Here is a 23,877-nt window from a genome sequence, read left to right on the forward strand (position 1 = left end):
CCTCCTGCCTTATGCCCCCTGCCTTCTGCCTTCTCTCAACTACAAAATGTCGCTCTACACCGTTCTATTTACTGTCAGGTTTTGAATTATGGATATGGCTAATAATTTTATTGATAGCTTAAATAATCAAGATGCGATCGCTATTATTGGAATGGCAGGTCGGTTTCCTGGAGCTAATAAAGTTGATAGCTTTTGGCAAAACCTGAGAAATGGTGTAGAGTCAATTTCTACTTTCACTGATGAGGAGCTAATTGCTGCTGGGGTAGATGCTAAATTGCTCAACAATCCCAATTATGTGAAAGCCAGCGCCATATTAGAAAATATTGATTTATTTGATGCGGCTTTTTTTGGTTTTTCTCCTAGAGAAGCTGAAGTTACAGACCCACAGCACCGCATTTTTCTAGAGGCTGTTTGGTCAGCTTTAGAAAATGCGGGTTATAACTCTGAAATTTACCGCGATCGCATCGGTTTATTTGCTGGTGTTGCTGCTAGTGATTATCTACTTTCTAACTTATATAACAATCGCAGTTTTCTCGAATCAGCCGACAGCTATCAAGTTTTAATCGGCAATGACAAAGATTTTTTACCGACTTTAGTTTCTTATAAATTAAACTTAAGAGGGCCAAGTATTAATGTTCAAACAGCTTGTTCGACATCATTGGTAGCTGTACATTTAGCTTGTCAAAGTTTACTCAATGGTGAAAGTGATATAGCATTAGCTGGCGGTGTGACGATTGCAGCTAAACCCAAAACTGGATACGAATATCAACCAGGGGGAATTAAATCTCCTGATGGTCATTGTCGAGCTTTTGATGTTAATGCCAACGGTACTGTTTTTGGCAATGGTGTGGGGGTTGTCGTCTTAAAACGCTTGGAAGATGCAATTAATGATGGTGATTTTATTCATGCAATTATTAAAGGTTCAGCCGTTAATAATGATGGTTCTTTAAAGGTAGGATATACCGCCCCTAGTGTTGATGGTCAACGGGAAGTGATTTTAGAAGCTTTAGCTTTGGCTGGGGTGGAAGCAGAAACTGTCAGTTATATCGAAACCCACGGTACAGGAACGGCTTTAGGCGACCCGATTGAAATTCAGGCGTTAACCCAAGCTTTCCGCCATAGTACAGATAAAACAGGTTTTTGTGCCATTGGTTCTGTCAAAACGAATATTGGTCATTTAGATACAGCCGCCGGTGTGACAGGATTAATCAAAACTGTCTTGGCTTTAAAACATCAGCAAATCCCTGCAAGTTTACATTTTCAGCAGCCAAACCCCCAAATCGATTTCGCCAATAGCCCTTTTTACGTCAATACCCAATTATCAGAGTGGAAAACCAACAGCACACCCCGTCGAGCTGGTGTAAGTTCTTTTGGTATTGGTGGGACTAATGCCCATATCATCTTAGAAGAAGCTCCTGTCATTCCTCCTTCTAGTTCTTCCCGTCCTTGGCAATTGTTACTGTTGTCGGCGAAAACCAGCACAGCTTTAGAAACAGCAACAGCCCAACTGCGCGATTATTTGACGCAAAATTCTGATGTTCCCCTGGCTGATGTGGCTTATACTCTGCAAGTTGGTCGTCAGGCTTTTGATTATCGCCGCATTATGATTTGTCACAACCATGCTGATGCAGTGAAATTGCTGGATAATCAAGACTCACAACGTATTTTTAATCACCACTATCAGCCGAGCCACTGTCCTGTCATCTTCATGTTTTCGGGACAAGGAGCGCAGTATGCAAACATGGGTCGGGAATTATATGAACTAGAGCCAGTATATAAAAAACAGGTAGATACTTGCGCTGAAATTTTACAGCCTTATCTTGGTTTAGATATTCGCTCTCTACTTTACCCCCATCCAGAGGCGACGGAAGCGACTGCAAATCAATTACAACAAACATTCCTCACTCAAAGCGTCTTGTTTGTCACAGAGTACGCCTTGGCGCAGTTATTGATGTCTTGGGGTGTGCATCCAGAGGCGATGATTGGTCATAGTATAGGCGAATATGTCGCGGCGGCGATCGCTGGTGTATTTTCTTTAGAAGATGCTTTGGCAATTGTGGCAAAAAGAGGACAGTTAATGCAGCAACTACCCCCAGGCAGTATGCTGGCAATTAAGTTACCCGCCAAAGATGTGCAGTCGCTCCTAGATACATCCGATTTGTACAGAGCATCTCTGCAAATTGCGGTTATTAACAGTCCATCTGCTTGTGTAGTGTCAGGAATCAGCAGTGTAATTACAGCCTTGGAACAACAATTAACTGTGCAAGCAGTTGAATGTCGGCGGTTGCACACATCTCACGCTTTCCATTCGCTGATGATGGAACCAATATTGCCAGCATTTCGGGAAACTTTCAAAACAGTTAAACTCAATCCACCAAAAATCAGCTTTATTTCTAATGTAACTGGTACTTGGATTACTCCAGCACAAGCCACAAATCCTGATTACTGGTGTCAACATTTACGCCAAACTGTCAGATTTTCTGAAGGAATATCACAACTAATTCAGCAGTTTGATGGTGTGTTTTTAGAAGTGGGGCCGGGACGGACTTTAAGCACACTCACCACACAGCATTTAGGCAAAAATTCTCAGCAACAAGTATTAAGTTCGTTACGCCATATCAAAGACCAACAATCTGATATTTGCTTTTTATTACAAACAGTAGGTCGGCTGTGGCTGGCGGGTATAGAAATTGATTGGTCAGGGTTTTATCGTCATGAACAGCGTCATCGTCTGCCTTTACCGACTTACCCATTTGAAGGTAAAAGATACTGGATTAATCCCCAATCTTCATCTGCTGTTGTAAATGATTATAAACAAGATATTGCTGACTGGTTTTACATTCCTTCTTGGCAACGTTCTTTACTCACTCATTCATCCACAGCCGTCGAAGAATCAACATGGCTATTGTTTGTAGATGATTTGGGAGTGGGTGAGCAAATATTTGATAAGTTGAACAATCAAGGTAAAACTGTTTTTACTGTTCGCCAAGGTGATGAATTTAAGAAAATCAGTACAACGAGTTATCAAATTAATCCCTACTCAAACTCAGACTATGAATTATTAATTAAAGAATTAATATCATCGGGACAACAACCGGAAAATATTGCTTACTGTTGGAGTTTAAATCAGTCTGAAAATTCTCAACCTGACAAATATTTAGAATGCAAGAGTTTACTATCTTTAACTCAAAGTATTAGTAAGCTGAAAAACCGCCTACAAATCAAGGTGATAACCAGTAACATTCTAGAGGTGAATGGGAATGAAAAAATAAACCCAGAAAAAACGCCAATCTTAGGTTTATGTCAGGTAATATCCCAAGAATACTCCAATATTAGTTGCCAGTGTATTGATATTGTTTTAAATAGCGATCGCAGCAATAATCAGATTATTCAACAACTATTAAATGAGCTAAATTCTGCATCTTTAGATCATGTAATTGCTTACCGCGATCGCCATCGTTGGGTACAAACATTTACACCAGTTCATTTAGATGCCATTGTTGACAAAAACATCCCTTTCCGCAATCGGGGTACTTACTTATTTGCAGGTGGTTTAGATAATCTAGAATTTGTGCTGGCGAAACATTTAACAACAACTTGCCAAGCCAAGCTGATATTTATTGAAAGTTCTCAATTTCCTGAAACAGAGAAATTTTCACAATGGCTAGAAACTCATCCGTCAGATGATACTATCAGCCAGAAAATTCAACATTTTATCGCCTTAGAAGAACTCGGTGCGGCAGTTTTATTGTTGCGTGCCGATAAAACTAATTCTGAGCAAATGCAGCAAATACTTACAGAAAATGTTGAACAAATTAATGGTGTGATTTATGCCACTGGAATTAAGCACGAACAAATATTTGGTTCTTTGGCAGAAATTACAGCCATAGAGTTAGAAAATCTCTTAAAATCACAACATAGTCAAATTACTGTCTTAGAAAAAGTATTACAGAACTACAATCTAGATTTTGGCTGTATTTTTTCTTCCTTAACTGCGATTTTAGGAGGATTTGGTTTATGTTTAGATGCCGCAGTTTATCAATTAATTGATAGTTGGGGCAATCGAAGTAACCAAAACAATTCTTATCCGTGGTATATTATTAACTGGGATAATATACAACTAAATCCAGCCCAAGAATCAACAATATCTGAGCAAGTTTCTGGAACAACATTAGCAATTACACCAACAGCAGCAATAGAAGTATTTCAGCGAGTTCTTGCTTGTCCGCAAGGAACTCAGATGATTATTTCTCCAGTTGATATTAATACCAGAAAAACTCAAACAATTAACCTTGATTCTTGGCAAAATACACAATCTACTCATCAATTAGATTCATCCCCGCGATACTCTAGACCTAGCCTGAATAATTCATACATTGCGCCGACGAATGAGTTAGAAAAGCAAATTACAGAAATTTGGCAAGCGGTACTAGGAATTGCAGAAATTGGTATTTACGATAACTTTTATGAGTTAGGAGGAGATTCGCTAATTGCAACTCAATTAGTTTCTCGTTTGCGGGCTAAGTTCCCTGTGAATTTGCCTTTGCGTGACCTGTTATTAGAAGCAATGACTCCAGTGAAGCAGGCAGAATTTATTGAACAGTTGATGTTAGAAAAAATTGCTGAATTATCGGAGGAAGAGGTAGCTTTACTCTTAAGTAATGTCTAATTCAAGAATAATTAACTGCCGATGCACGCAGATGAACGCCGATGAAGGAAATTTTATAATTATGGATAAACAATACTCTAATTTATCACCAGCGAAAAAAGCTCTTTTAGAAAAATGGAAGGGAGGAAAACTAAAAGCTGATGTTATTCCTAAGCGCCAAAATATTTCAAACAGTCCCTTATCTTTTTCGCAACAAAGACTATGGTTTATTGATCAGCTTTATCATGGGAGTGATTTCTACAATATCCCTCTTGCTTTTCATATCCAAGGAAATTTAAATATTCCCGCCCTTGAACAAAGTTTAAATGAGATTCTCAAGCGTCATGAAGTGTGGCGGACAAATTTTAAGGTTGTTAATGGAGAACCTGTCCAAGAAATTACGCATCAATTAAATTGGGAATTATCGCTTATTAACTGTGAACATTTATCTCGTAAAAATTGGGAATCGGAAGTTAAATTATTGGCGGCGGAATTTGCCAGAAAACCTTTTAACTTAGCGAAAGAATTGTTAGTTAGGGCGAATTTATTGCGCTTGAGTGCAGAATCACATATTTTGCTGGTGACTATGCACCACATTATTACCGATGGCTGGTCTTGCGGGGTATTTTTGCGGGAGTTATCCGCGCTGTATGGGTCTTTTTCGACAAATCAACCGCCAACTTTACCAGAACTTCCAATACAGTATGCGGATTTTGCAATTTGGCAACGCGATCGCCTGCAAGGTGAATTACTCGCCAATCAATTACAATATTGGCAAGCACAACTCCAGGGTGAATTACCTGTATTACAACTACCTACAGACCGTCCGCGACCTCAAATTAGTAATTTTGCTGGGGCGAAGCAATATTTTAGATTATCAAAATCTCTGACAAACGCCCTCAAACAATTAAGTCAGCAAACAGATACAACTTTATTTATGAGTTTGCTGGCGGCGTTTAATATCCTTTTATATCGCTACACAAATCAAGAAGATATCTTAATCGGTTCGCCAATTGCTAACCGCAACCATCCAGAATTAGAAGGAATGCTGGGTTTATTTGTCAATACTTTAGTATTGCGTAATAACCTCAGTGGAAATCCAAGTTTTCGGGAATTTTTACATCGAGTCAGGGAAGTAACTCTGGGTGCGTATGCTCATCAAGATTTACCATTTGAGATGCTTGTCGAACAATTGCAACCCGAACGAGATTTAAGCCGAAATCCTCTTTATGAAGTCATGTTTGTGTTGCAAAATACGCCTAGCACTGTGGAGGAAGTAGCGGGGTTAACTTTGCAAACTTTAGAGTTTGATAGCGGGACATCTCAATTAGATATCTTTCTTTCTATGTCTGAATTTGAAACAGGATTGACAGGCTTTCTGGAATACAACACCGACATTTTTGATGCGTCAACCATTACGCAATTTATCAATCATTTTCAAACTTTATTAACAAATATAATTGCTAATCCAGAACAGCGCCTGAGTGAATTGTCGCTGTTAACAACTTCAGAGCAAGAACAACTATTATATAAGTTTAATCAAACTCATACAGATTATCCCCAAACTGCATCTCTACATCAATTATTTGAGCAGCAAGTTGAACTCACACCAGATTCCATCGCCTTAATTAGCGAGTTTGAACAAATTACTTATCGTCAACTAAACCAAAGAGTTAATCAGCTTGGGCATTTTTTACAAAAACAAGGTGTAACACCCGCAACTTTGGTGGCTCTATGTTTAGAACGCGATATAGATATGGTAGTGGGGATTTTAGCTATTCTCAAAGCTGGTGGTACATACATTCCCCTCGATCCGAGTTATCCAGTAGAGCGTTTAAATTTTATGCTCTCTGATTCCCAAGCAGAACTGTTAATTACCAAGCAAGTAATATTAGAAAAACTATCATTATCTGCGGCTCAAATTATTTGCTTAGATACTCACCAAGAAGAACTGGCGCAAGAAAGTACAGAAAATCCGATTCACATTTATTCATCGGATGATATCGCTTATATTATCTACACTTCTGGTTCTACTGGTAAACCTAAAGGTGTTCTTGGTACTCATCGCGGTACAGTCAACGGCTTACACTGGTTATGGAAAACCTATCCTTTTAAGCCAGGAGAAGTTTGTTGTCAAAAAACAGCTATTAGTTTTGTTGATTCTGTCTGGGAAATTTTTGCGCCTTTACTACAAGGAATCCCCACGGTAATTATCAGCAATACAACTTTAATTGACCCACAATTATTTATCGAGTCTCTAGCACATCACAAAGTTAGTCGAATTATCCTTGTACCTTCATTACTCCGGTTAATTCTAGATAATTATAGCCATCTGATTCATAAATTATCACACCTCAAATTCTGGATAACGAGTGGAGAAGCATTATCGGTTAAACTGGTGCAGAGTTTCCGTGAATTAATGCCATTTGCCAAGTTAATTAACCTTTATGGCTCATCAGAAGTTTCGGCAAATGCAACTTACTACGATACTAGTTTATTACCTATTCAAGCCCAGAATGTACCTATCGGTCGTCCAATTGATAACACCCAAACTTATGTTTTAAATAGTGATTTGCAACCAACACCGATAGGAGTAGTGGGAGAACTGTATATTAGTGGTGATGGGTTGGCGAAGGGATATTTATATCGTCCAGATTTAACCAAAGAAAGATTTATTGATCATCCTTGGATGACTGGAGATAAACTGTATAGAACAGGCGATTTAGTTAAATATTTACCCGATGGCAATTTGGAATATTTAGGCCGCCGTGATGAACAGGTAAAAATCAGAGGTTTCCGGGTAGAATTAGGAGAAATAGCAAGTGCGATCGCTCAACATCCAGATGTCCAAGAAGCAGTTGTAATTACTAGCAATAATCATCTCGAAAATCCCCGTTTGCTTGCCTATATCGTTACCGATAAGTCAGATATAATTCCCGACTTATCATACTATTTGCAACATAAATTACCTAATTATATGTTGCCTTCAGCTTTTATTTTACTGGATGCTCTGCCACTTACACCTAATGGTAAAGTCAACAAAGCTGCCTTACCTCAAACTGAAATTATCCAGCAAAATTCCCAGATATCAAAAATTGCTGCCCGAAATTTCAACGAATTAGCTTTAGTTAAAATTTGGGAAAATATCTTAAACACTCATCCTATCGGCATCAAAGATAACTTTTTTGAATTAGGCGGACACTCCTTTTTAGCTGTACGGGTGATGGCGCAAATTTATGATAAATTTGGTCACAACCTTCCTTTATCGACTTTATTTGAAAACCCAACAATTGAAGAACTAGCCGAAATTGTTAGTCAACCATTGCGAGAAACTTCTAATTCTCCTTTGGTAGCCATTAACTCAACTGGTAATCGGCTACCTTTCTTCTGTATACATGGTGCTGGCGGTAACATTAGCCCCTATTTTAAATTATCAAGAATCTTGGGCGAGGACTATCCATTTTATGGATTAGAATATCAGCCAGACCCCGAACAACCTGATATAATTTCCGTAGAAAAACTAGCAACTCGCTACCTCAAAGAAATTCGCCAACTTCAACCCAATGGCCCCTATCTTTTAGGCGGACATTGTTACGGTGGAATACTGGCTTTTGAAATAGCCCAGCAACTACAAAAACAAGGTCAAAAAGTAGGCTTGGTGGCAATTATTGATGCTATTTTACCAGAAACAACTATTGTTACAAGTCCTGATGATGATGCCAAGTTTTTGCTGCGGTTGGCGGAAGAAACAAAAATTTGGAATGACATAAATTTATCGCTATCTTTTGAAGAAATGCGAGATTTATCACTCCATGAGCAATTTAATTTAATTAATCAAAAAGCCAACTTTATTTTCTCTGAAGCTGAGATTCAAGATTTTCTACATCATTACAAAGTTTTCAAGGCTAATGTCCAAGCGATGCGAAATTATGTACCGCAAGTTTATCCTGATGCCTTAACTATTTTGCGAGCCGAAGAAGAAATTGTTCATGATTTTGATAATCCTGAATGGACTACTAATGATCCCTTTTTAGGTTGGGGTAAATATGGTAGTGCATCTACACAAGTGATTGAAATTCCTGGCAATCATTTCTCAATTTTACTGGAACCTCATATTCATGAATTAGCCAAACAATTAAAAATTTGTATTGATGATGCTGTTTGTAATTTCACTATCTCAAAGGAGTAAAAGAGGCTGATGAAACTACCCCCTGGGCCAAAAACTCCTGCTTGGTTGCTGGCTTTGCAATTCGAGGCTGATTTCTTTGGCTATATGGATACTATTGCTCAACGTTATGGTGACATTGTGACTGTAATGTTTGATTCAACACCGACAATTTATGTGAGTAATCCTTCTGGGATCAAGGAGATTTTTACCCACACTAAAGAAGTTGTAGCGAAGGGAGAATTAAACCAAAATTTTGCTTTATTAACAGGAGAACAAGGAGTTTTACAAATAGATGGATTACGTCATAAAAATCGACGCAAGCTGTTAATGTCGGCTTTTCATGGTGAACGGATGCAAACCTGTGGGAAACGCATCTGCGAACTAACAGCAAGAATCATGAATCAACAAACCATTGGTAAACCTTTTCTGGCTTACTCAGCTTTAGAAGAAATTACTTTGGCGGTAGGTATAGAAGTGGTGATGGGATTGCGTGAAGGAGAACGCTATGAAAGAGTAAAACATTTATTCGCTACTGTTTTTAAACATGAACTCTCGCCATTGATACAACTGCTAACAAAACTACCCTTTTGGGGATGGGATTTAGGGAGGTGGAGTCCCCAAGGAAATTTGCTTTCCCTGCGAGAAGAAATGTTTCAAGTGTTGTCGGATGAAGTGCAAGCACGCCGCCAGCAAGCAGATTTATCGCGCACAGATATTCTCTCAGATTTAGTATTAGCGAGTGATGAGATGGGGGAAGCGATCGCAGATGAAGAAATCAGAGACTTATTAATTTCACCTATCGGGGCGGCGCAAGGTGCTTCAGCCACAGCGATCGCTTGGGCTTTGTACTGGATTCACCGTTTACCTGATGTGTGCGATCGCCTGCGGGAAGAACTTACCAGCCTTGGCGAAAACCCAGATATCACCAGCATCTTAGCCTTACCTTATCTCAACGCTGTGTGTAACGAGGTTTTACGCATTTACCCAACTCAACTGTTTGCATTTCCCCGAATTGTAGAATCTCCAGTGGAAATTATGGGCTATCAATTAAGTCCAGGAACTATATTAATTGCCAACATTTATTCTACACATCAGCGCGAAGATTTATACCCAGAACCAAAACAATTCAAACCAGAAAGATTTCTAGAAAAACAATTTTCTACCTACGAATTTTTACCCTTTGGCGGTGGTTCTCGTGTTTGTATTGGTGGCACATTTGCTTTATTTGAAATGAAATTAGTATTAGCCACAATTCTTGCCCACTATCAATTAAAGCTCGTGAGTCAACAACCAGAAAAGCCAAAATTTGATGGTCTTCTTTGTTACCCTTCTAGTGGCGTTAAGATGGTTGTATCTGCTCAAAATCAACATCAGCGATCGTCGGTATCTCTTGTTTCTGGCAGGTTTTAGGAATTATGCAGAAAAGAGAGACAAGGGGGACAAGGTAGACAAGGGAGAAAGATGGTTGTAAATCATTTAATAGGACTTACGTAATAACTCTCTTAAACTCCTATCTCTTCTTCGCGCCCTTTGCGTCCTTTGCGGTTCGTTTTATCATACTTATTATTTATACCGTGATTTGGAAATCAAAAATATATTTTATCTGGGAGTAATTAAAGATGAATCAAAGTAATAAAGGCGCAGTTGTCATCACAGGAACATCAACAGGTCTTGGTCGAGCCACCGCACTTTTCCTAGACAAAAAAGGATATCAAGTTTTTGCCGGAGTCCGTACCGAAAAAGATGCTGAGTCACTCAAACAAGCTGCGTCTGGTAACTTAATACCAATCATTTTGGACATCACCAAACCAGAACAAATTAAATCAGCTTTGGATTTTGTTTCATTAGCAGTTGGCGAACAAGGATTATTTGCTTTAATTAATAATGCTGTTGTCGCTGCTAATGGAGCAATTGAATGTACAACTATCGAAGATATTAGATTAAACTTTGAAGTCAATGTGATTGGTCAAATCGCCGTGACTCAAGCATTTTTACCAATGCTACGCAAAGCCAAGGGCAGAATCATCAATATTAGTGGTGTTTGTGGCAGAGTCGCTGTACCATATTTTGGAATTTTATCCGCAACAAAAGCCGCCTTGGAATCACTGACAGATTGTTTAAGAATGGAGTTAAAATCTAGCGGTGTTGAGGTGCTTTCGATATTGCCAGCCGATGCCTTAATAACCCCAGAACAAGCGGATAAACAAGAACTAAATTACCAGAAAACCTTGGCTAACATTTCCCCAGAACATCAAGCTTTATATGGCAAAAACCATAAAATTCATATAGACAATGTTATCAAGCATAATCGGGAAGTTGGCTCACCCCTGGAGATTGTAACCGAGGTAATTTTAGAAGCTTTAGAAGCGAAAAAGCCAAAAAGACAATATTTCCCCACTAAATATCCTTGGTCATTAAGACTATTTGCAGTATACAAAAGACTGCTACCATATCAATATTTTCATGATCAAGTCTACTTTAAGAGCTTTAACTATGATTAACAACACAATAGATTGCCGTTTTTGTTCTGTAGTTTCTAAAGCCAATAAAGAAGATCCAATTGGTACAGCCATAGCTTGCGACCATTGGCTAATTATGGAAGTTCCCCAACCTTGGCCGCAAGAAATTTATCAACAAAACCCCACTATCAAATCATTAATTAGTGCATATCAGGAGTTAGTTTTTAAATATAAAATTCAGTTGAAACCAGTATTAATCGCCCCTGACCGCGAATATTCTGAACCTGGTTTGACTCGTATATTGTATTACTATCGTCCTGCACATTTGTTTTCTAAGTTTGAAAAACAGGAATTTATTGTTCCTGAAAATCAAGCTGCCGCTTTAGTAACAGCAATATTTCAGCAGTTAATACAAAAACCCAATAATTTATCAGATTTTCAAAAATATCAACAACAAACAAGTCATATTCGTGAATTAATGATTTGTACCCATGCTCAAGTAGACTTAGCTTGTGGGAGATTTGGTAATCCTTTATATCGACAACTACGCAAACAATATGCTCCTATTAGCAACGGAAACTTAAGAGTCTGGCAATCATCTCATTTTGGTGGTCATCAATTTGCGCCAACTCTTATTGATTTACCACAAGGATATTTTTGGGGACATCTGGAGTCATCTGTATTAGATTTACTAGTCGAACAAAATGATTCAGTTCTGGGTTTGCGTAAATATTACCGAGGATGGGCAGGTTTAAACCAACTTGAGCAAATTGCCGAACGTGAAATTTGGATGCAGTCTGGTTGGAGTTGGCAGAAATGTTTAAAAGCCGGAAAAGTACTAGCAATGGAAAAAGTTGCGGAAGAATGTCAGCCTGACTGGGCAGAAGTTCAAATTGATTTTATAGATCCTCATACTCAAACAAAAGGTAGCTATCAAGTCAGAATAGAAACCTGTGGTGAGGTGATGACGGTATGTAACTCAGCAACAGTCATGGAATTAGAACCAGTTAAGCAGTATCGCGTTAGCCATTTGGTTAGGCTGGAGTAAAAAAATGATTTCATAAATACAATCTCAAATTAAAAGATAAATCTAATGTTTCGCTTCTCTATCTAATAATTGTTTCTAAATATTTCAAAACTTTGGCAATCTCATAATTATGAGTATTTCAGAGTTATTGATAATAAAGTTCTGCAAGTATCATGTGAGGTAAATTATGTATCAAAATGAGAAAGAAGACACAACAATCTACAAAGTTGTAGTTAATCATGAAGAACAATATTCTATTTGGCTATTAGAGAGAGAAAATCCCCTTGGTTGGCAGGATGTAGGCAAAAATGGACTCAAACAAAAGTGTTTAGATTACATCAAAGAAGTTTGGACTGATATGAGGCCTCTGAGTCTCAGACAAAAAATGCAAGCTACTTCTAGCAATATTCAGTAACTATAGCAATCCTAAATCATTTGTGAAACTTTCTCTCTTTTTTTTATTCTCTTTCTTTGTGTCCTACCCTGCGGGAAGCCGCTATCGCGTCTATGCGTCCTTTGCGGTTCGTTAAACAGAATATTTTTCACAACTCAGAGAGGATTGCTATATGAGAAGTTGAATTTATAAATACTGTAGAAAAGTTGCACACAACATATCTACAACAACCGATAAATTACATTATCAACAATTTAAAAAAACGGAGAATAGCGATGGTAAAACAAACAAGAGTATGGTTTATTACTGGTTGTTCTAGTGGTTTTGGTCAAGCCTTGGCAGAAACAGTACTGGAGAAGGGTGAAATAGTGGTGCTAACAGCACGAAACCCTCAAAAGCTAGAAGATTTGGCCACCAGCTTTCCAGAACAGACATTAGCATTGCAACTTGATGTGACAAAACCCGAACAAGTCAGAGAATCTGTCAAAAATGCGATCGCTCGCTTTGGCAGAATTGATATACTCGTCAACAATGCTGGATGTGAAGTTGCCGGCATCCTGGAAGAAGTCAGTGATGATGCCATCAGACGGCAATTTGAGACGAATTTTTTTGGTGTTATAGATATGCTGCGAGTTGTCATACCTTATATGCGTCAGCAGCGTAGTGGGCATATTCTCAATATCTCATCAGCAGCTTGCTTTATGTCTGGTGCAGGCGGGGGAATTTATATCAGCAGCAAGTTAGCTTTAGAAGGAATTTCTGGCTGTTTAGCTAACGAAGTTGCCCACTTGGGAATCAAAGTCACAATGGTTGAACCTGGTGCATTCAGCACCGACTTTTTCAACAAATCTCATGTCTTAGTTGAAACAAAAATCCCAGAATACCAACCCATTATTAAAGATATGAGCCAATGGATACAAGATGTCAAAGAGCAGAAAATTAAATTAATTGGTGATCCCAAAAAAGCGGCTCTAGCAATGATTAAAGCAGTTGATAGCGATGTCCCACCACTCAGATTAGCTTTGGGAAGCGATGCAGTAGAAACCATTGATGGTGCATTGCAATTTATTAAAGAAGGGTTGGACGCTTGGAAAGAAGTATCAACAAGTACCGATTTTGATGAGGTGGCAACAGATAAAATGCAAGTTGCTGCGGTTAATTAAAGGGTTTTTCCCAACAACACTAAAGAAGCATCAACCACCCTGCAAAAATTACGATTGAGAATGAGGATTATGACCAATAGACAAACATTCAACTCTTACATAACTTGTCCTAAACCTAATCCTCAAGCTCAATTTAGATTATTTTGCTTTCCTTATGCCGGTGGTAGCTCGTTAATTTTTCGGACATGGTATGCAAGCTTACCTGAAAATGTGGAAGTTTGCCCCATAGAACTTCCCGGACGAGGAAAGCAGATGAAATTACCTGCATTTACGCAAATGGAAACTTTGGTAAAGGCGATCGCACCCATCTTACTACCATATTTAGACAAACCATTTGCTTTTTTCGGTCATAGTATGGGTGCATTAATCAGTGCCGCACTAGCTTATCATCTTCGTCAAGAGTATGACAAACAACCATCGCACCTATTTGTTTCTGCTAGTCGCGCTCCCCAAATTCCACTATCAAAGCCACCAATCCACACCCTACCAGAACATGAATTTAAACAAAAACTGCGTCGTCTGAATGGTACCCCTGCTTCAGTATTAGAAAATGACGAATTAATGCAGTTATTAATCCCTATATTACGGGCAGATTTGACACTTTCCGAAACTTATCTTTACACCCAACAGTCCCAAGAAACACCGCTAGAATGCCCAATTACCGCCTTTGGGGGATTAGAAGACCAAGAAGTGAGTATTCAAGAACTAGAAGCGTGGCGATCGCTCACCAAAAATTCCTTCCAACTAGAAATATTTCCTGGAGACCACTTTTTTATACACTCATCTCCATCACTCTTACTCGCAAATCTAACCGCATACTTCAAAGCCTCTGATTTAAGTTTACCAATAACAATAAATCGACTTTAAATCAGAGTAATATAAAAAGTCTATCTATAAAAACAGCACTACAAAACTATAGTAATCAGCAATAACTGATCAACATTTCTTTACCTTGTCTCAGTTATTCACATATCAGACTAATATATAAAAATTCATATCGGGGGCATCCCACTTTTTTATATGTCATTGCGAGGAACGAAGCAATCGCAAAAACTGACTATCCTGAACGATTTTAAATACTGATTTATGAGTCCTCAATCCTTACTCAAAAACTCATTTTCTATTTCCCAGTAACCCAATAATTGTAATGTCAAATTTAATGTCAGAACAACCAACTAACACCAGTCTGCGGAACTTTCTCATCATTTGGCTAGGTCAACTAGTTTCGGGGATTGGTAGCCAAATGACCGGCATTGCTTTAGAAATTTGGGCATGGGAAACCACCGGACAAGCAACTACTCTCGCCCTCGTAGGCTTTTTCAGCTTACTTCCTAGCATTATTATTACTCCCATTAGCGGTGTAATTGTAGACCGTTATAACCGGAAATTATTAATGATGTTTGGTGATACTGTTGCTGTTCTTGCAACTATTACCCTTCTATTTTTATATATCAACAATTCCTTACAAATTTGGCATCTTTATGTGGCAGCTGCTTTTGTAGGGACTTTTAGCCAATTTCAATATCTGGCTTACTCTGCATCAGTATCATTAATGATACCTAAACAACACTATACTCGTGCCAGCAGTCTTGAGTTTTTATCTCATCACAGTGCCATTATTATTGCACCTGCTTTAGCAGGATATTTTTATAAAGTAATTGGTTTATTTGGCATTTGGCTAATTGATATTTCTACTTTTATTGTTGCCATTTCCAGCATTTTGTTTATACCTATTCTCCAGCCTGCCCAAACAGCAGAAAAACAAGAAGATTTTTGGCAAAATTTAGGGTATGGTGTGCGTTACCTAACTACTCACAAAAGCCTTCTATTACTATTAATAACTAACTTATTATTTTTCTTTGCCCATGACCTGGGAGGTTCACTTTACATCCCCATGATTCTCGCCCGCACAGGTAATGATACTTTAGTGCTGGGTAACTTAATCACAGCCGCAGGATTTGGTGGTGTGTTGGGAGCCTTAATTGTGAATAAGTGGGGAGGTTTCAAAGACAAAATTAGAGGTATTTTACTGGGAATGATGGGTGTTGGTTTAACAAAAATAGTATTTGGTTTAGGTCGAACTTTATGGGTGTGGATTCCTCCACAATTTTTGTGTTCTTTAAGTTTTACAGCCGGTGGAAGCGCCGATAACGCAATCTGGTTATCTAAGGTAGCTCCTAATGTGCAAGGAAGGGTTTTTGCTGCACGCTCTTTGCTTTTACAATTAGCTTCAGCTGTTGCCGTTTTAGTTGCTGGCCCCTTAGCAGATAAAGTGTTTATCCCCGCTTTTACTCAGGAAAGTAGCATAGCGGTTATTTTTGCAGGAATATTCGGTGCTGGTACGGCTGGGGGACTGGCGATGTTATACGTAATTTGCGCTGTGTGTATGTTTTTGGTAGGGTTAGCTGGATTGAGTGTGCCACTGCTCCGAAATTTGGAAAAGATTCTACCCGACTATGAAGAAAAAGTGTCTGCTGAATGAGGATTGTATAGCAATCCTAAATGATTTATAAACATTCCTCTCCCTTGTCTACCCCCTCCTCCTTGTCTCCCTTGTCTCCCTTGTTTTTGTTATTCACACACCAACTAAGGCTGCTATAGTGGCTCAATATATCGCACTGAGTCAGAAATAATTGTGTGTTAGCCTGCAAACGCAGGCTTTGTTTGTATAGCCCCACCAGACTGTCAGTTTGAGGGGTTTATTTTTACCTCTGGTTAGTGAGTGTAGCCTAACGGTTGGCGAGCGTAGTCGAACCACTATCTTCTGTCCTACCATTAATTTCTAAAGATTTCTTGATTTGTTTCAATTGCTTCCAAAGTTGGTGAATTTGTTTGTAAGCTTCTTCAGCAGAAATTTTTCCTCCTGTTTGTAGACTACAAATATAGTTAACTCGTTGAGAAAAATCTTGTAGATGTGCATTGAACGTTATATTCTCTGCTTTTAATTGTCCATGATATGGATTACGAGGATAGAGAAAGTCACATAATTCAGCTAAAAAATCAGAGTTAGTATTCATCAGAGTTAATTAAAAATAGGTTAAATACGCAGTTTCCCAAGTTCTAGCCATACAAAATTAATTTGCTGATCAGCCGTTTTTATCTAATTTCCAAATGCGCCCTGACTGACAAGCATTACAAGCAGCCGTTTTTGGCTCAAAATCAAGACAGCTAATCGCCTGTTCAGAGCAGGCTTTTTTTGGGTGTACTGTACATTTAAGCCGATAGTCATTCGTGAAAAACTCGCACTTATGGCAAGGAATTTGATGTAATCTCCACAAAAAAATAATTCCTTTTTCGAGAGTTGTCCAAACACTCCAAAATAATAAAACCATGATTGTCCAGGCTGATAAGGCACATAAGATGATAGCCATCGCTATTTATTACTCCAAAAAAGTTTTAAGAAATTGCCTACAGTTCAAAAATTCAACCGTAGGCAAAGGAAGGAACATGAGAATAGCTAATGTTGAGGAAAGAGGAAAATAGAAATAATTAAGAAATGCTACGCGCTCTCCAACTGTGCCAAACATAGCCCACAAAGGCTAAGACTCCGAGAATTAATTGGGTAGCTGTTGCAACAAAATGTTCGGAGCCGTAAAACTCTGTGGGGAAAACTGTAGTGTTGTATCCCACAAAACTAGCAGAAATCCAAGCCATTAAAGCTAAACCAAGCAAACTGTAAGCTAGAATTTCTTCCCCGTTTTTGATTGGTAAAAATTTTCTGACCCAAGCAAATGGCTGTAGGAGAATATGCCAGATACCACCCAGAATTAAAATTCCGCCAACCCAGATATGACCGCCAATGACATCTTCGAGGTTATCAACGCTGGCGATTCCTAAAGGATGCCAAACATGATCTTTTAACCCTACTAAATAACTAAAAATTACGATGGGGTTGAGAGTCGGGCTAGTAACTAGGCGGACATCACCTAAATGAGTATCATAAATACCACCAACAAACATGGATTTGATAACAAGTAAGAATGCTCCTAAACCTAAAATAATTAAATGATGTCCTAAAATTAAACCTAACTGTTTAGGGTCATTCCATTCATAGTGAAATCTTGCAGTTCTGCCACCGTTGTTGTGTAAAATTGCTGGGGCGCGAAATACATGAAATAGTCCACCTGCACCCAAAACCGCAGATGCAATTAAATGCAATACACCAATTACAAAATAAGGATAGGTATCAACTACTTTACCCCCAGCACCCACTCCCCAACCTAAAGTTGCTAGATGTGGTAATAAAGTCAAACCTTGTTCATACATAGGAATATCAGGAACAAAGCGCAGAACTTCTGAGATAGTAGTTGTACCAGCCCAAAACATAATTAATCCTGCATGAGCCAGATGAGCGCCTAATAATTGACCAGATAAATCGGTTAAACGCGCATTACCAATTAACCAAGTTAATTTTGTATTGGTTACAAAGGTTTTATCAGTAGAAATTACCACTGTTATCTGTCCTCTCTAGAAAGGTGCTGAGTTTGTCTAGACTCAGCACGTTAAACTGATCCTTATCACTCAGAGATCGATGTCAGAAATTGACAACTGACGACTGATTATTCAACACTGCTAATGGCGTTCAATGATTTTTCAACTTCTTTAAAGTCAACACCAATAGCTCGTAGGGCGTGCCACAAATGACCTTGTAAGAAAAAGAAAGCTAAGAAGAAGTGGGCGTTAGCTAACCATGCTCTGGAACTAAAATCACCATTGGCTAACTTAACAGTATCGGCAAAATAAGGAGTTACACCTAGTTTCAGTTCTAGGGGCGCACCATAAAACTCTACAGGATAAGCTAAGGTGTTGACAGCACAGAAGTAAGCAGCAACAAATCCAGCTAAGGCAATACCACCTAAAGAGTAAGAAAGAATTGCTTCTCCAGAAAAGATTAAGAGCTTTTTCGCCCAAGGTAAAGGTTCTTGAATAATGTGCCAGATCCCGCCACCAATGAGGATTAAACCTACATAGATATGACCACCAACTAAGTCTTCTAGGTTATTAACATCTACAAAATGGGTTTGATAGCCATAGATAACTAACGGGTTGAGGGTAGGGTTAGTCACTACTCTGACAGCATGAGTTACGGAGTCGTATAGCCCGCCCCAGAACATAGCTTTGCCAACTAGTAACAAAGCTGCTGCACCCAAAAATAGGAGATGATGACCTAAAATCAACCCTAGTTGTTTGGGATCATTCCATTCAAAGTGAAATTTACGTGCAGCACCAGTTGTATTTTTTAAGTTGCGTGGTGCTTTGAAGGTATGAAATAGCGCACCTGCTCCCAGAACGGCGGACGAGATTAAATGCAAGGCTCCAATGAGGAAATAAGAGTAGGTATCGACTATCTGACCACCTGCACCAATACCAATACCCAAAGTAGCTAAATGGGGAAGCAGGATGAGTCCTTGTTCTCCCATCGGAATTTCAGGCTTGTAACGAGAAATTTCAAACCATGTAAATGCCCCTGCCCAAAACATCGAAAGTGCGGCTTGGGCTACGTGTGCGCCGATAAATAAGCCAGAGAGATTGGCAAAGCGGGCATTACCAACCCACCAACCATATTTGACGTTGGGATTATCGTATGTCTGCATTGGTTTCTAATCTATGAGTTGTTGCCAAAAATACTCAAGTAGTGACTAATTAACTTCAAAGTTCAACAGTTGACACAATAACTGGCACAACAAGGCAAAAGTCAAAGGGCAAAAGGAAAAAGAAGGAATATTGATACCACAAGCCTTTGAGCAATTTCTTATTGTCTGTTTATTTACGCCAACCTGTACTAGAGAGAATTTTAAGCTTGAAGTTAATAGTTGGTTTGTTGCTTACAAATCTAATTTATTGAAAATTATTCTTAATAGCAAGATGTATTACAAAACTTAACAATTAAAAATTAGGAGTAATTAAACAGCAAAAAACAGACGACAAGAGTTGATTTTGTCGCTGTCTAAATGTTAGATAAAAATTAACTAGGGAAGTATTTATGACCCTAGAGTATGTATGGAAGTTCTATTTGGGAAATAGAGGAAGGAGACAAGGGAGAGAAGTTTGTTTGAGAAAGTTTGGAGAATAAATAAAGTGTCTGTGGTTAATTTTTCAAAGTGCTAGAAAATAGTTGATTTTTAGCTATGACTGGTGAATGATATGGTTGCCAAAAGCGTAATATGGCTTGACCAACTGGCTGGGGGTAGAAGTAATGAAAAAAATGATATCCTTGGGAATACTCCCAAAAATCATCTTCTGGTTTAAACATTTTTATCCATTTTTCTAATGTTGGAGAATTGACAATCGGATCATTCTGACTCCCACAAACCATCATTGGCATAGAAACTCCACCTTTAGGTAATTCAATTAACTTAAATAGAGAGTGGGATAAAGGTGTTTGTTCCAAGTCTCGCTTTAATACAGCAATTAATTTTTTGGTAGTGTTATGTGGTTGTTCACCAAATAGATGACGAACGGTATTTGCTAATATCTGGTCACGACTGAGAGGAAATAATTGTCTTTGCAGGTAATAGTGGACATGCCAAGTATGTGCGGGTTGAGAGGGGACAGATAAAAGCACAAGCGATCGCACTTTTTCGGGATATAGCCGCGCATAAGTCAGAGCGATCGCACCACCCGCACCATGACCTGCTAAATTTATTGGGTAAGCACATTCTGATAAAAACTCATCCAATAAATCTACAGCCTCATCTATAGAACTGCCTTCATCTTTACCGGAACGATATTCCCACTGAGCTACATTTACATATTGCGATATGTATTGTAATAAGGGTTTATCAAAACGCTGTAATACAGGACTAGAACTAATCCAGGCTACATCAATATCATCATACATAAAAACTCTATAACCTCAAAGATTTATGACATTTAATCATCAGGCATATAAATTGTTAGAATCAGAACTTACGCACCAAATTTGTCTATATTTGTGCATAAGTTCTGTCCTAAATTAGGATACTCAAACTATAAACCAAACTCTCTTTTTAACTGAGATACCCAATCTTTTATCCGCTTATCGGTTAAATCAGCTTGATTATCCTCATCAATTGCTAACCCGACGAATTTGCCATTTTTTAATGCTTTAGAATCGTTAAAGTCATAACCATCAGTTGACCAATAGCCGACAGTTTTTCCCCCGCGTTGGGAAATCTTTTCTTCTAAAATTCCCATTGCATCCTGAAAATTATCAGCATAGCCAATCTGATCACCAGTACCAAAATAGGCAACTACTTTACCACTAAAATTTATGTCGTCCAGTTCAGGGAAAAAGCCTTCCCAATCACTTTGTAATTCACCCACATTCCATGTAGGACAACCAATAATCAGATATTGATACTCGTCAAAATCAGCAGTATCCGCTTGAGAAATGTCGTGTAGTTCCACCACACCATTACCAAATTCATCCCGAATGATTTCTGCTACAGATTCAGTCTTACCTGTTTGAGTACCGTAGAATAAGCCAATTTTTTGCGACATCTTCAACCCCGATATTGAGAAAATTTACTATTGATAATCAACAAATATCTAGCTCTTGGCGATGATATTTGCAGCAAAATAAACTATGTCTGTTGTTCTTAACAGACAAAACGCAGTTCTGCATCTTATTAGCTAAAGCTTCTGGGCTTTGGATGCAATATCTGATGTTAGCTATATAATTGCAGAGCTTATTGAATATACATCTCAATAAGCTTTGAGCATATCTTATCAGATTTATTGAGATACTTTGTCAGTAGAACTAAAAAAAATTTTGTAAAAATGCAATATGAATAAGACTGATGTGTATAAAGATGGTTTGTGGAGAATGGGTGTAAGAGTATCAGGATGTAGGAGTGTATGTATCTAAAACCCTTTCACCCCTAAACCCAATCGCCGCAGATCATCTTGGTGCGTAAGTCTTACATCAGAAAACTGTACGCGCTTCTAAGTGGGCTGTAATTTCTTTGCGGGTGCGCCAAACAGGACGCAATTCTTGACGAGCAAATAATGGTAGTTGATCGCCAACATGGGGTGAATTTGGTTGTGTAGCATTACCATAACTAGTAAGAGCTTTGGCTTTCACTGGCTGGGAAAACTCTACAGCCGCAACAAAAGAATCACCATTAAATGCTTGAAAGCGTCCATTATCCGCCGGGGCAAAATAGACGGTGCGGAAGATACCTTTTGTGCCATCGCCACCATTAGCAGGTAGGTCTAAATTGCCATACCGCAATCTAAAAACCTCGCCCCAAGGTATGTCCAGAGTTCCATAGGTCTGTTCTATTTTTGTGGCTGCATCTACTAAGGCTTTGACTGCACTTTCAGAATCAGCTAAACCATCTGGTGTGCTGAGGGGAGCTTTTTCATTCCAAGGAGTACTAAATACTGTATTCAAATCGAGATTATCTACCCAAGCGTTAAATAGTACAGCACCTCGACTATTGGCATTCGCCTGACGATCCCATTTTGTTAGTACTTCCGCAGCGCGACGTGCTATTTGATTTTCTTGTTTTTGGGCAGCAGGAATCAAATCATCGAGGATGCGGTCTGCTAGTTCCATTCGCGTCGAATGTTTGTAGGTAATCATTTCCTCAAAAGAAATACTCTCATCCTCCGCTAACATTTTGGCAGAACGTTGGGCGCGGAAATCCATTGGCCATTGTGGTGCCATATAAGGTGGATAATTTTCGGCTTTGATGGCGACAGGAAAGGTCGTAGTCCAAGGTGGGTCATTGGCATTTTGCAACCATCCACTAGGCGGGTCTATGACTCTGGGTAAGTCTCGATATGGGTGCGTTTTTGTCCAGAGAGTTTTTGAGGTATCACCAGGGATAACGTTTTGCCAGTATGCAAAGTCTCCTTGTTGACGTACAGGTACTAGACCGTTGAATAGGTGCATAATATGACCTTCACGGTCGGCATACATCACAGTAAACATGGGTATTTGCAAGCGTTGTAATGCTTTTTGAAATTGGGTGAGATTTTTGGCGCTTGCCATATCCCACCACTGTTCTAAAATGCCGGGACTGTTTTGACCGACAACACGCAACGCGAGGGTTTTTCCTTCTTTGGCGCTAACTACAGGCCCATGAACCGAACTTTTGACTGTGAAAATTTGCTCTTGAAAAGAGCCATCTTTTTGCTTGATTTTTAAGGGAAGGTTTGTTGTTTCAAAAGGGCGGATTTTGTTATCGAAAAGATAACCATCTTGTTGTAATTTCAGTTCGTAAGCATCCCAACCATCATGGGTGTTGACGGTATGAGTCCAACCTAAATTATCGTTGAAGGCGATCGCTAAAACAGGAACACCGACCAATGTTGCCCCATAGGCATCAATTCCAGGGGCAGTAATTTGGGCTTCATACCATAAAAATAAATCGCTCCAAGGCAGGTGGGGATTAGCTAATAGCATTGCTTTACCACTGGCTGACCGTTTTGGTGCGATCGCCCAACCATTAGAACCAGGGGCAGACTGTGTACGATGTATATTAGCTACCTGTCCTGGATCGACAACAAAAGTAAACAACATAACTCGCTGTAAATGTGCGAGTACATCTTGTGGTGTAACTGGTAGTACTACTTTGACTTCGTTGTCAATTAAATCGGGATACTTTTTAGCATAGTTATTAATGCCGTTGGCAAAAGCCTGGAGATAATTCCGAAATGCGGGACTTTGCGCTGTGTACCAAGCATCAGCACGTTTGGGTACACCCATTGTCAAAACCCATTGATCTGATTCGAGATAATCTTCTCCCCAATATTCTGCTGCTTTACCTCGCGCTTGTCCGTAGAGACGCAATAGTAAGTTTCCGTGACTTTGCATCTGCGCCCACCCAAAAGCCTGAAAAGCATTTTGAGGATTATTGCCATAAATATGCGGTACGCCGTAAGTATCCCAAAGAATTTCTGTGGGTTTGGCGAGAGAAGCAATACTTTGACTACTGAGAACCAAAGTCAAAACCAGACAGAGTAGAAAAGGTAAGAATCTACGTGATATTTTGTGCCACTGCATCAGGGACAGTGTTTTTTTTTAACA

16 protein-coding genes are annotated in these 23,877 nt (G+C 39.0%); 9 read left to right on the plus strand and 7 right to left on the minus strand.

Going from position 1 to position 23,877, the window contains the following annotated elements:
* The first annotated feature begins 94 nt into the window (after nt 1-94).
* The 9 genes from H6G75_RS11250 (at nt 95) to H6G75_RS11290 (ending at nt 16,341) form a co-directional block, all read left to right on the plus strand.
* Nucleotides 95-4,669, plus strand: a complete 4,575-nt coding sequence (locus tag H6G75_RS11250) for a type I polyketide synthase (RefSeq protein WP_190980023.1) — start codon at nt 95-97, stop codon at nt 4,667-4,669.
* A 61-nt stretch (nt 4,670-4,730) separates the two neighbouring features.
* Nucleotides 4,731-8,837, plus strand: a complete 4,107-nt coding sequence (locus H6G75_RS11255) for an amino acid adenylation domain-containing protein (protein ID WP_190980024.1) — start codon at nt 4,731-4,733, stop codon at nt 8,835-8,837.
* Between the two features lie 9 nt (nt 8,838-8,846).
* Nucleotides 8,847-10,226, plus strand: coding sequence for a cytochrome P450 (locus tag H6G75_RS11260; RefSeq protein WP_190980025.1), 1,380 nt, complete (start codon nt 8,847-8,849; stop codon nt 10,224-10,226).
* A gap of 209 nt (nt 10,227-10,435) precedes the next feature.
* Nucleotides 10,436-11,317 (plus strand): SDR family NAD(P)-dependent oxidoreductase, encoded by an 882-nt coding sequence (locus tag H6G75_RS11265; protein WP_190980026.1) that lies wholly within the window; start codon nt 10,436-10,438, stop codon nt 11,315-11,317.
* Nucleotides 11,310-12,323, plus strand: a complete 1,014-nt coding sequence (locus tag H6G75_RS11270; RefSeq protein WP_190980027.1) for a sucrase ferredoxin — start codon at nt 11,310-11,312, stop codon at nt 12,321-12,323. The genes H6G75_RS11265 and H6G75_RS11270 overlap by 8 nt, the downstream gene beginning before the upstream one ends.
* A 166-nt stretch (nt 12,324-12,489) precedes the next feature.
* On the plus strand, nt 12,490-12,717 hold the full coding sequence (locus H6G75_RS11275; RefSeq protein WP_190980028.1) for an MbtH family NRPS accessory protein: 228 nt from the start codon (nt 12,490-12,492) through the stop codon (nt 12,715-12,717).
* A gap of 254 nt (nt 12,718-12,971) precedes the next feature.
* Nucleotides 12,972-13,859, plus strand: a complete 888-nt coding sequence (locus H6G75_RS11280) for an oxidoreductase (RefSeq protein ID WP_190980029.1) — start codon at nt 12,972-12,974, stop codon at nt 13,857-13,859.
* 69 nt (nt 13,860-13,928) lie between these two features.
* Nucleotides 13,929-14,726 carry a thioesterase II family protein gene (locus H6G75_RS11285; protein ID WP_190980030.1) on the plus strand — a complete coding sequence of 266 codons (798 nt, stop codon included), beginning with the start codon at nt 13,929-13,931 and terminating at the stop codon, nt 14,724-14,726.
* Between the two features lie 292 nt (nt 14,727-15,018).
* Nucleotides 15,019-16,341 (plus strand): MFS transporter, encoded by a 1,323-nt coding sequence (locus H6G75_RS11290; RefSeq protein ID WP_190980091.1) that lies wholly within the window; start codon nt 15,019-15,021, stop codon nt 16,339-16,341.
* A gap of 247 nt (nt 16,342-16,588) precedes the next feature.
* Here H6G75_RS11290 and H6G75_RS11295 read toward each other — a convergent pair whose 3' ends face one another.
* The 7 genes from H6G75_RS11295 to H6G75_RS11325 form a co-directional block, all read right to left on the minus strand.
* Complete coding sequence (locus tag H6G75_RS11295; RefSeq protein ID WP_190980031.1) at nt 16,589-16,876, minus strand: hypothetical protein; 288 nt, start codon at nt 16,874-16,876, stop codon at nt 16,589-16,591.
* A gap of 69 nt (nt 16,877-16,945) precedes the next feature.
* Nucleotides 16,946-17,230 (minus strand): hypothetical protein, encoded by a 285-nt coding sequence (locus H6G75_RS11300; protein ID WP_190980032.1) that lies wholly within the window; start codon nt 17,228-17,230, stop codon nt 16,946-16,948.
* 118 nt (nt 17,231-17,348) lie between these two features.
* On the minus strand, nt 17,349-18,311 hold the full coding sequence (locus tag H6G75_RS11305; RefSeq protein ID WP_190980033.1) for a chlorophyll a/b binding light-harvesting protein: 963 nt from the start codon (nt 18,309-18,311) through the stop codon (nt 17,349-17,351).
* 107 nt (nt 18,312-18,418) lie between these two features.
* On the minus strand, nt 18,419-19,453 hold the full coding sequence (locus H6G75_RS11310) for a chlorophyll a/b binding light-harvesting protein (protein ID WP_190980034.1): 1,035 nt from the start codon (nt 19,451-19,453) through the stop codon (nt 18,419-18,421).
* A 494-nt stretch (nt 19,454-19,947) separates the two neighbouring features.
* Complete coding sequence (locus tag H6G75_RS11315; protein WP_190980035.1) at nt 19,948-20,700, minus strand: alpha/beta fold hydrolase; 753 nt, start codon at nt 20,698-20,700, stop codon at nt 19,948-19,950.
* A gap of 128 nt (nt 20,701-20,828) precedes the next feature.
* Nucleotides 20,829-21,341 carry a flavodoxin FldA gene (gene fldA, locus H6G75_RS11320; protein ID WP_190980036.1) on the minus strand — a complete coding sequence of 171 codons (513 nt, stop codon included), beginning with the start codon at nt 21,339-21,341 and terminating at the stop codon, nt 20,829-20,831.
* 424 nt (nt 21,342-21,765) lie between these two features.
* The gene (locus tag H6G75_RS11325; RefSeq protein ID WP_190980037.1) at nt 21,766-23,853 is read right to left on the minus strand and encodes an acylase; all 2,088 of its coding nucleotides are present in this window, start codon (nt 23,851-23,853) and stop codon (nt 21,766-21,768) included.
* Nucleotides 23,854-23,877: the final 24 nt, after the last annotated feature.

It is taken from the genome of Nostoc sp. FACHB-280 (assembly GCF_014697615.1).
Taxonomy (GTDB): Bacteria; Cyanobacteriota; Cyanobacteriia; order Cyanobacteriales; family Nostocaceae; genus Nostoc_B.

Coding starts and splice junctions, on each gene's coding strand:
- H6G75_RS11250 (WP_190980023.1), top strand. CDS start 95: ATGGCTAATAATTTTATTGATAGCTTAAATAATCAAGATGCGATCGCT.
- H6G75_RS11255 (WP_190980024.1), top strand. CDS start 4,731: ATGGATAAACAATACTCTAATTTATCACCAGCGAAAAAAGCTCTTTTA.
- H6G75_RS11260 (WP_190980025.1), top strand. CDS start 8,847: ATGAAACTACCCCCTGGGCCAAAAACTCCTGCTTGGTTGCTGGCTTTG.
- H6G75_RS11265 (WP_190980026.1), top strand. CDS start 10,436: ATGAATCAAAGTAATAAAGGCGCAGTTGTCATCACAGGAACATCAACA.
- H6G75_RS11270 (WP_190980027.1), top strand. CDS start 11,310: ATGATTAACAACACAATAGATTGCCGTTTTTGTTCTGTAGTTTCTAAA.
- H6G75_RS11275 (WP_190980028.1), top strand. CDS start 12,490: ATGTATCAAAATGAGAAAGAAGACACAACAATCTACAAAGTTGTAGTT.
- H6G75_RS11280 (WP_190980029.1), top strand. CDS start 12,972: ATGGTAAAACAAACAAGAGTATGGTTTATTACTGGTTGTTCTAGTGGT.
- H6G75_RS11285 (WP_190980030.1), top strand. CDS start 13,929: ATGACCAATAGACAAACATTCAACTCTTACATAACTTGTCCTAAACCT.
- H6G75_RS11290 (WP_190980091.1), top strand. CDS start 15,019: ATGTCAGAACAACCAACTAACACCAGTCTGCGGAACTTTCTCATCATT.
- H6G75_RS11295 (WP_190980031.1), bottom strand. CDS start 16,876: ATGAATACTAACTCTGATTTTTTAGCTGAATTATGTGACTTTCTCTAT.
- H6G75_RS11300 (WP_190980032.1), bottom strand. CDS start 17,230: ATGGCTATCATCTTATGTGCCTTATCAGCCTGGACAATCATGGTTTTA.
- H6G75_RS11310 (WP_190980034.1), bottom strand. CDS start 19,453: ATGCAGACATACGATAATCCCAACGTCAAATATGGTTGGTGGGTTGGT.
- H6G75_RS11315 (WP_190980035.1), bottom strand. CDS start 20,700: ATGTATGATGATATTGATGTAGCCTGGATTAGTTCTAGTCCTGTATTA.
- fldA (WP_190980036.1), bottom strand. CDS start 21,341: ATGTCGCAAAAAATTGGCTTATTCTACGGTACTCAAACAGGTAAGACT.
- H6G75_RS11325 (WP_190980037.1), bottom strand. CDS start 23,853: ATGCAGTGGCACAAAATATCACGTAGATTCTTACCTTTTCTACTCTGT.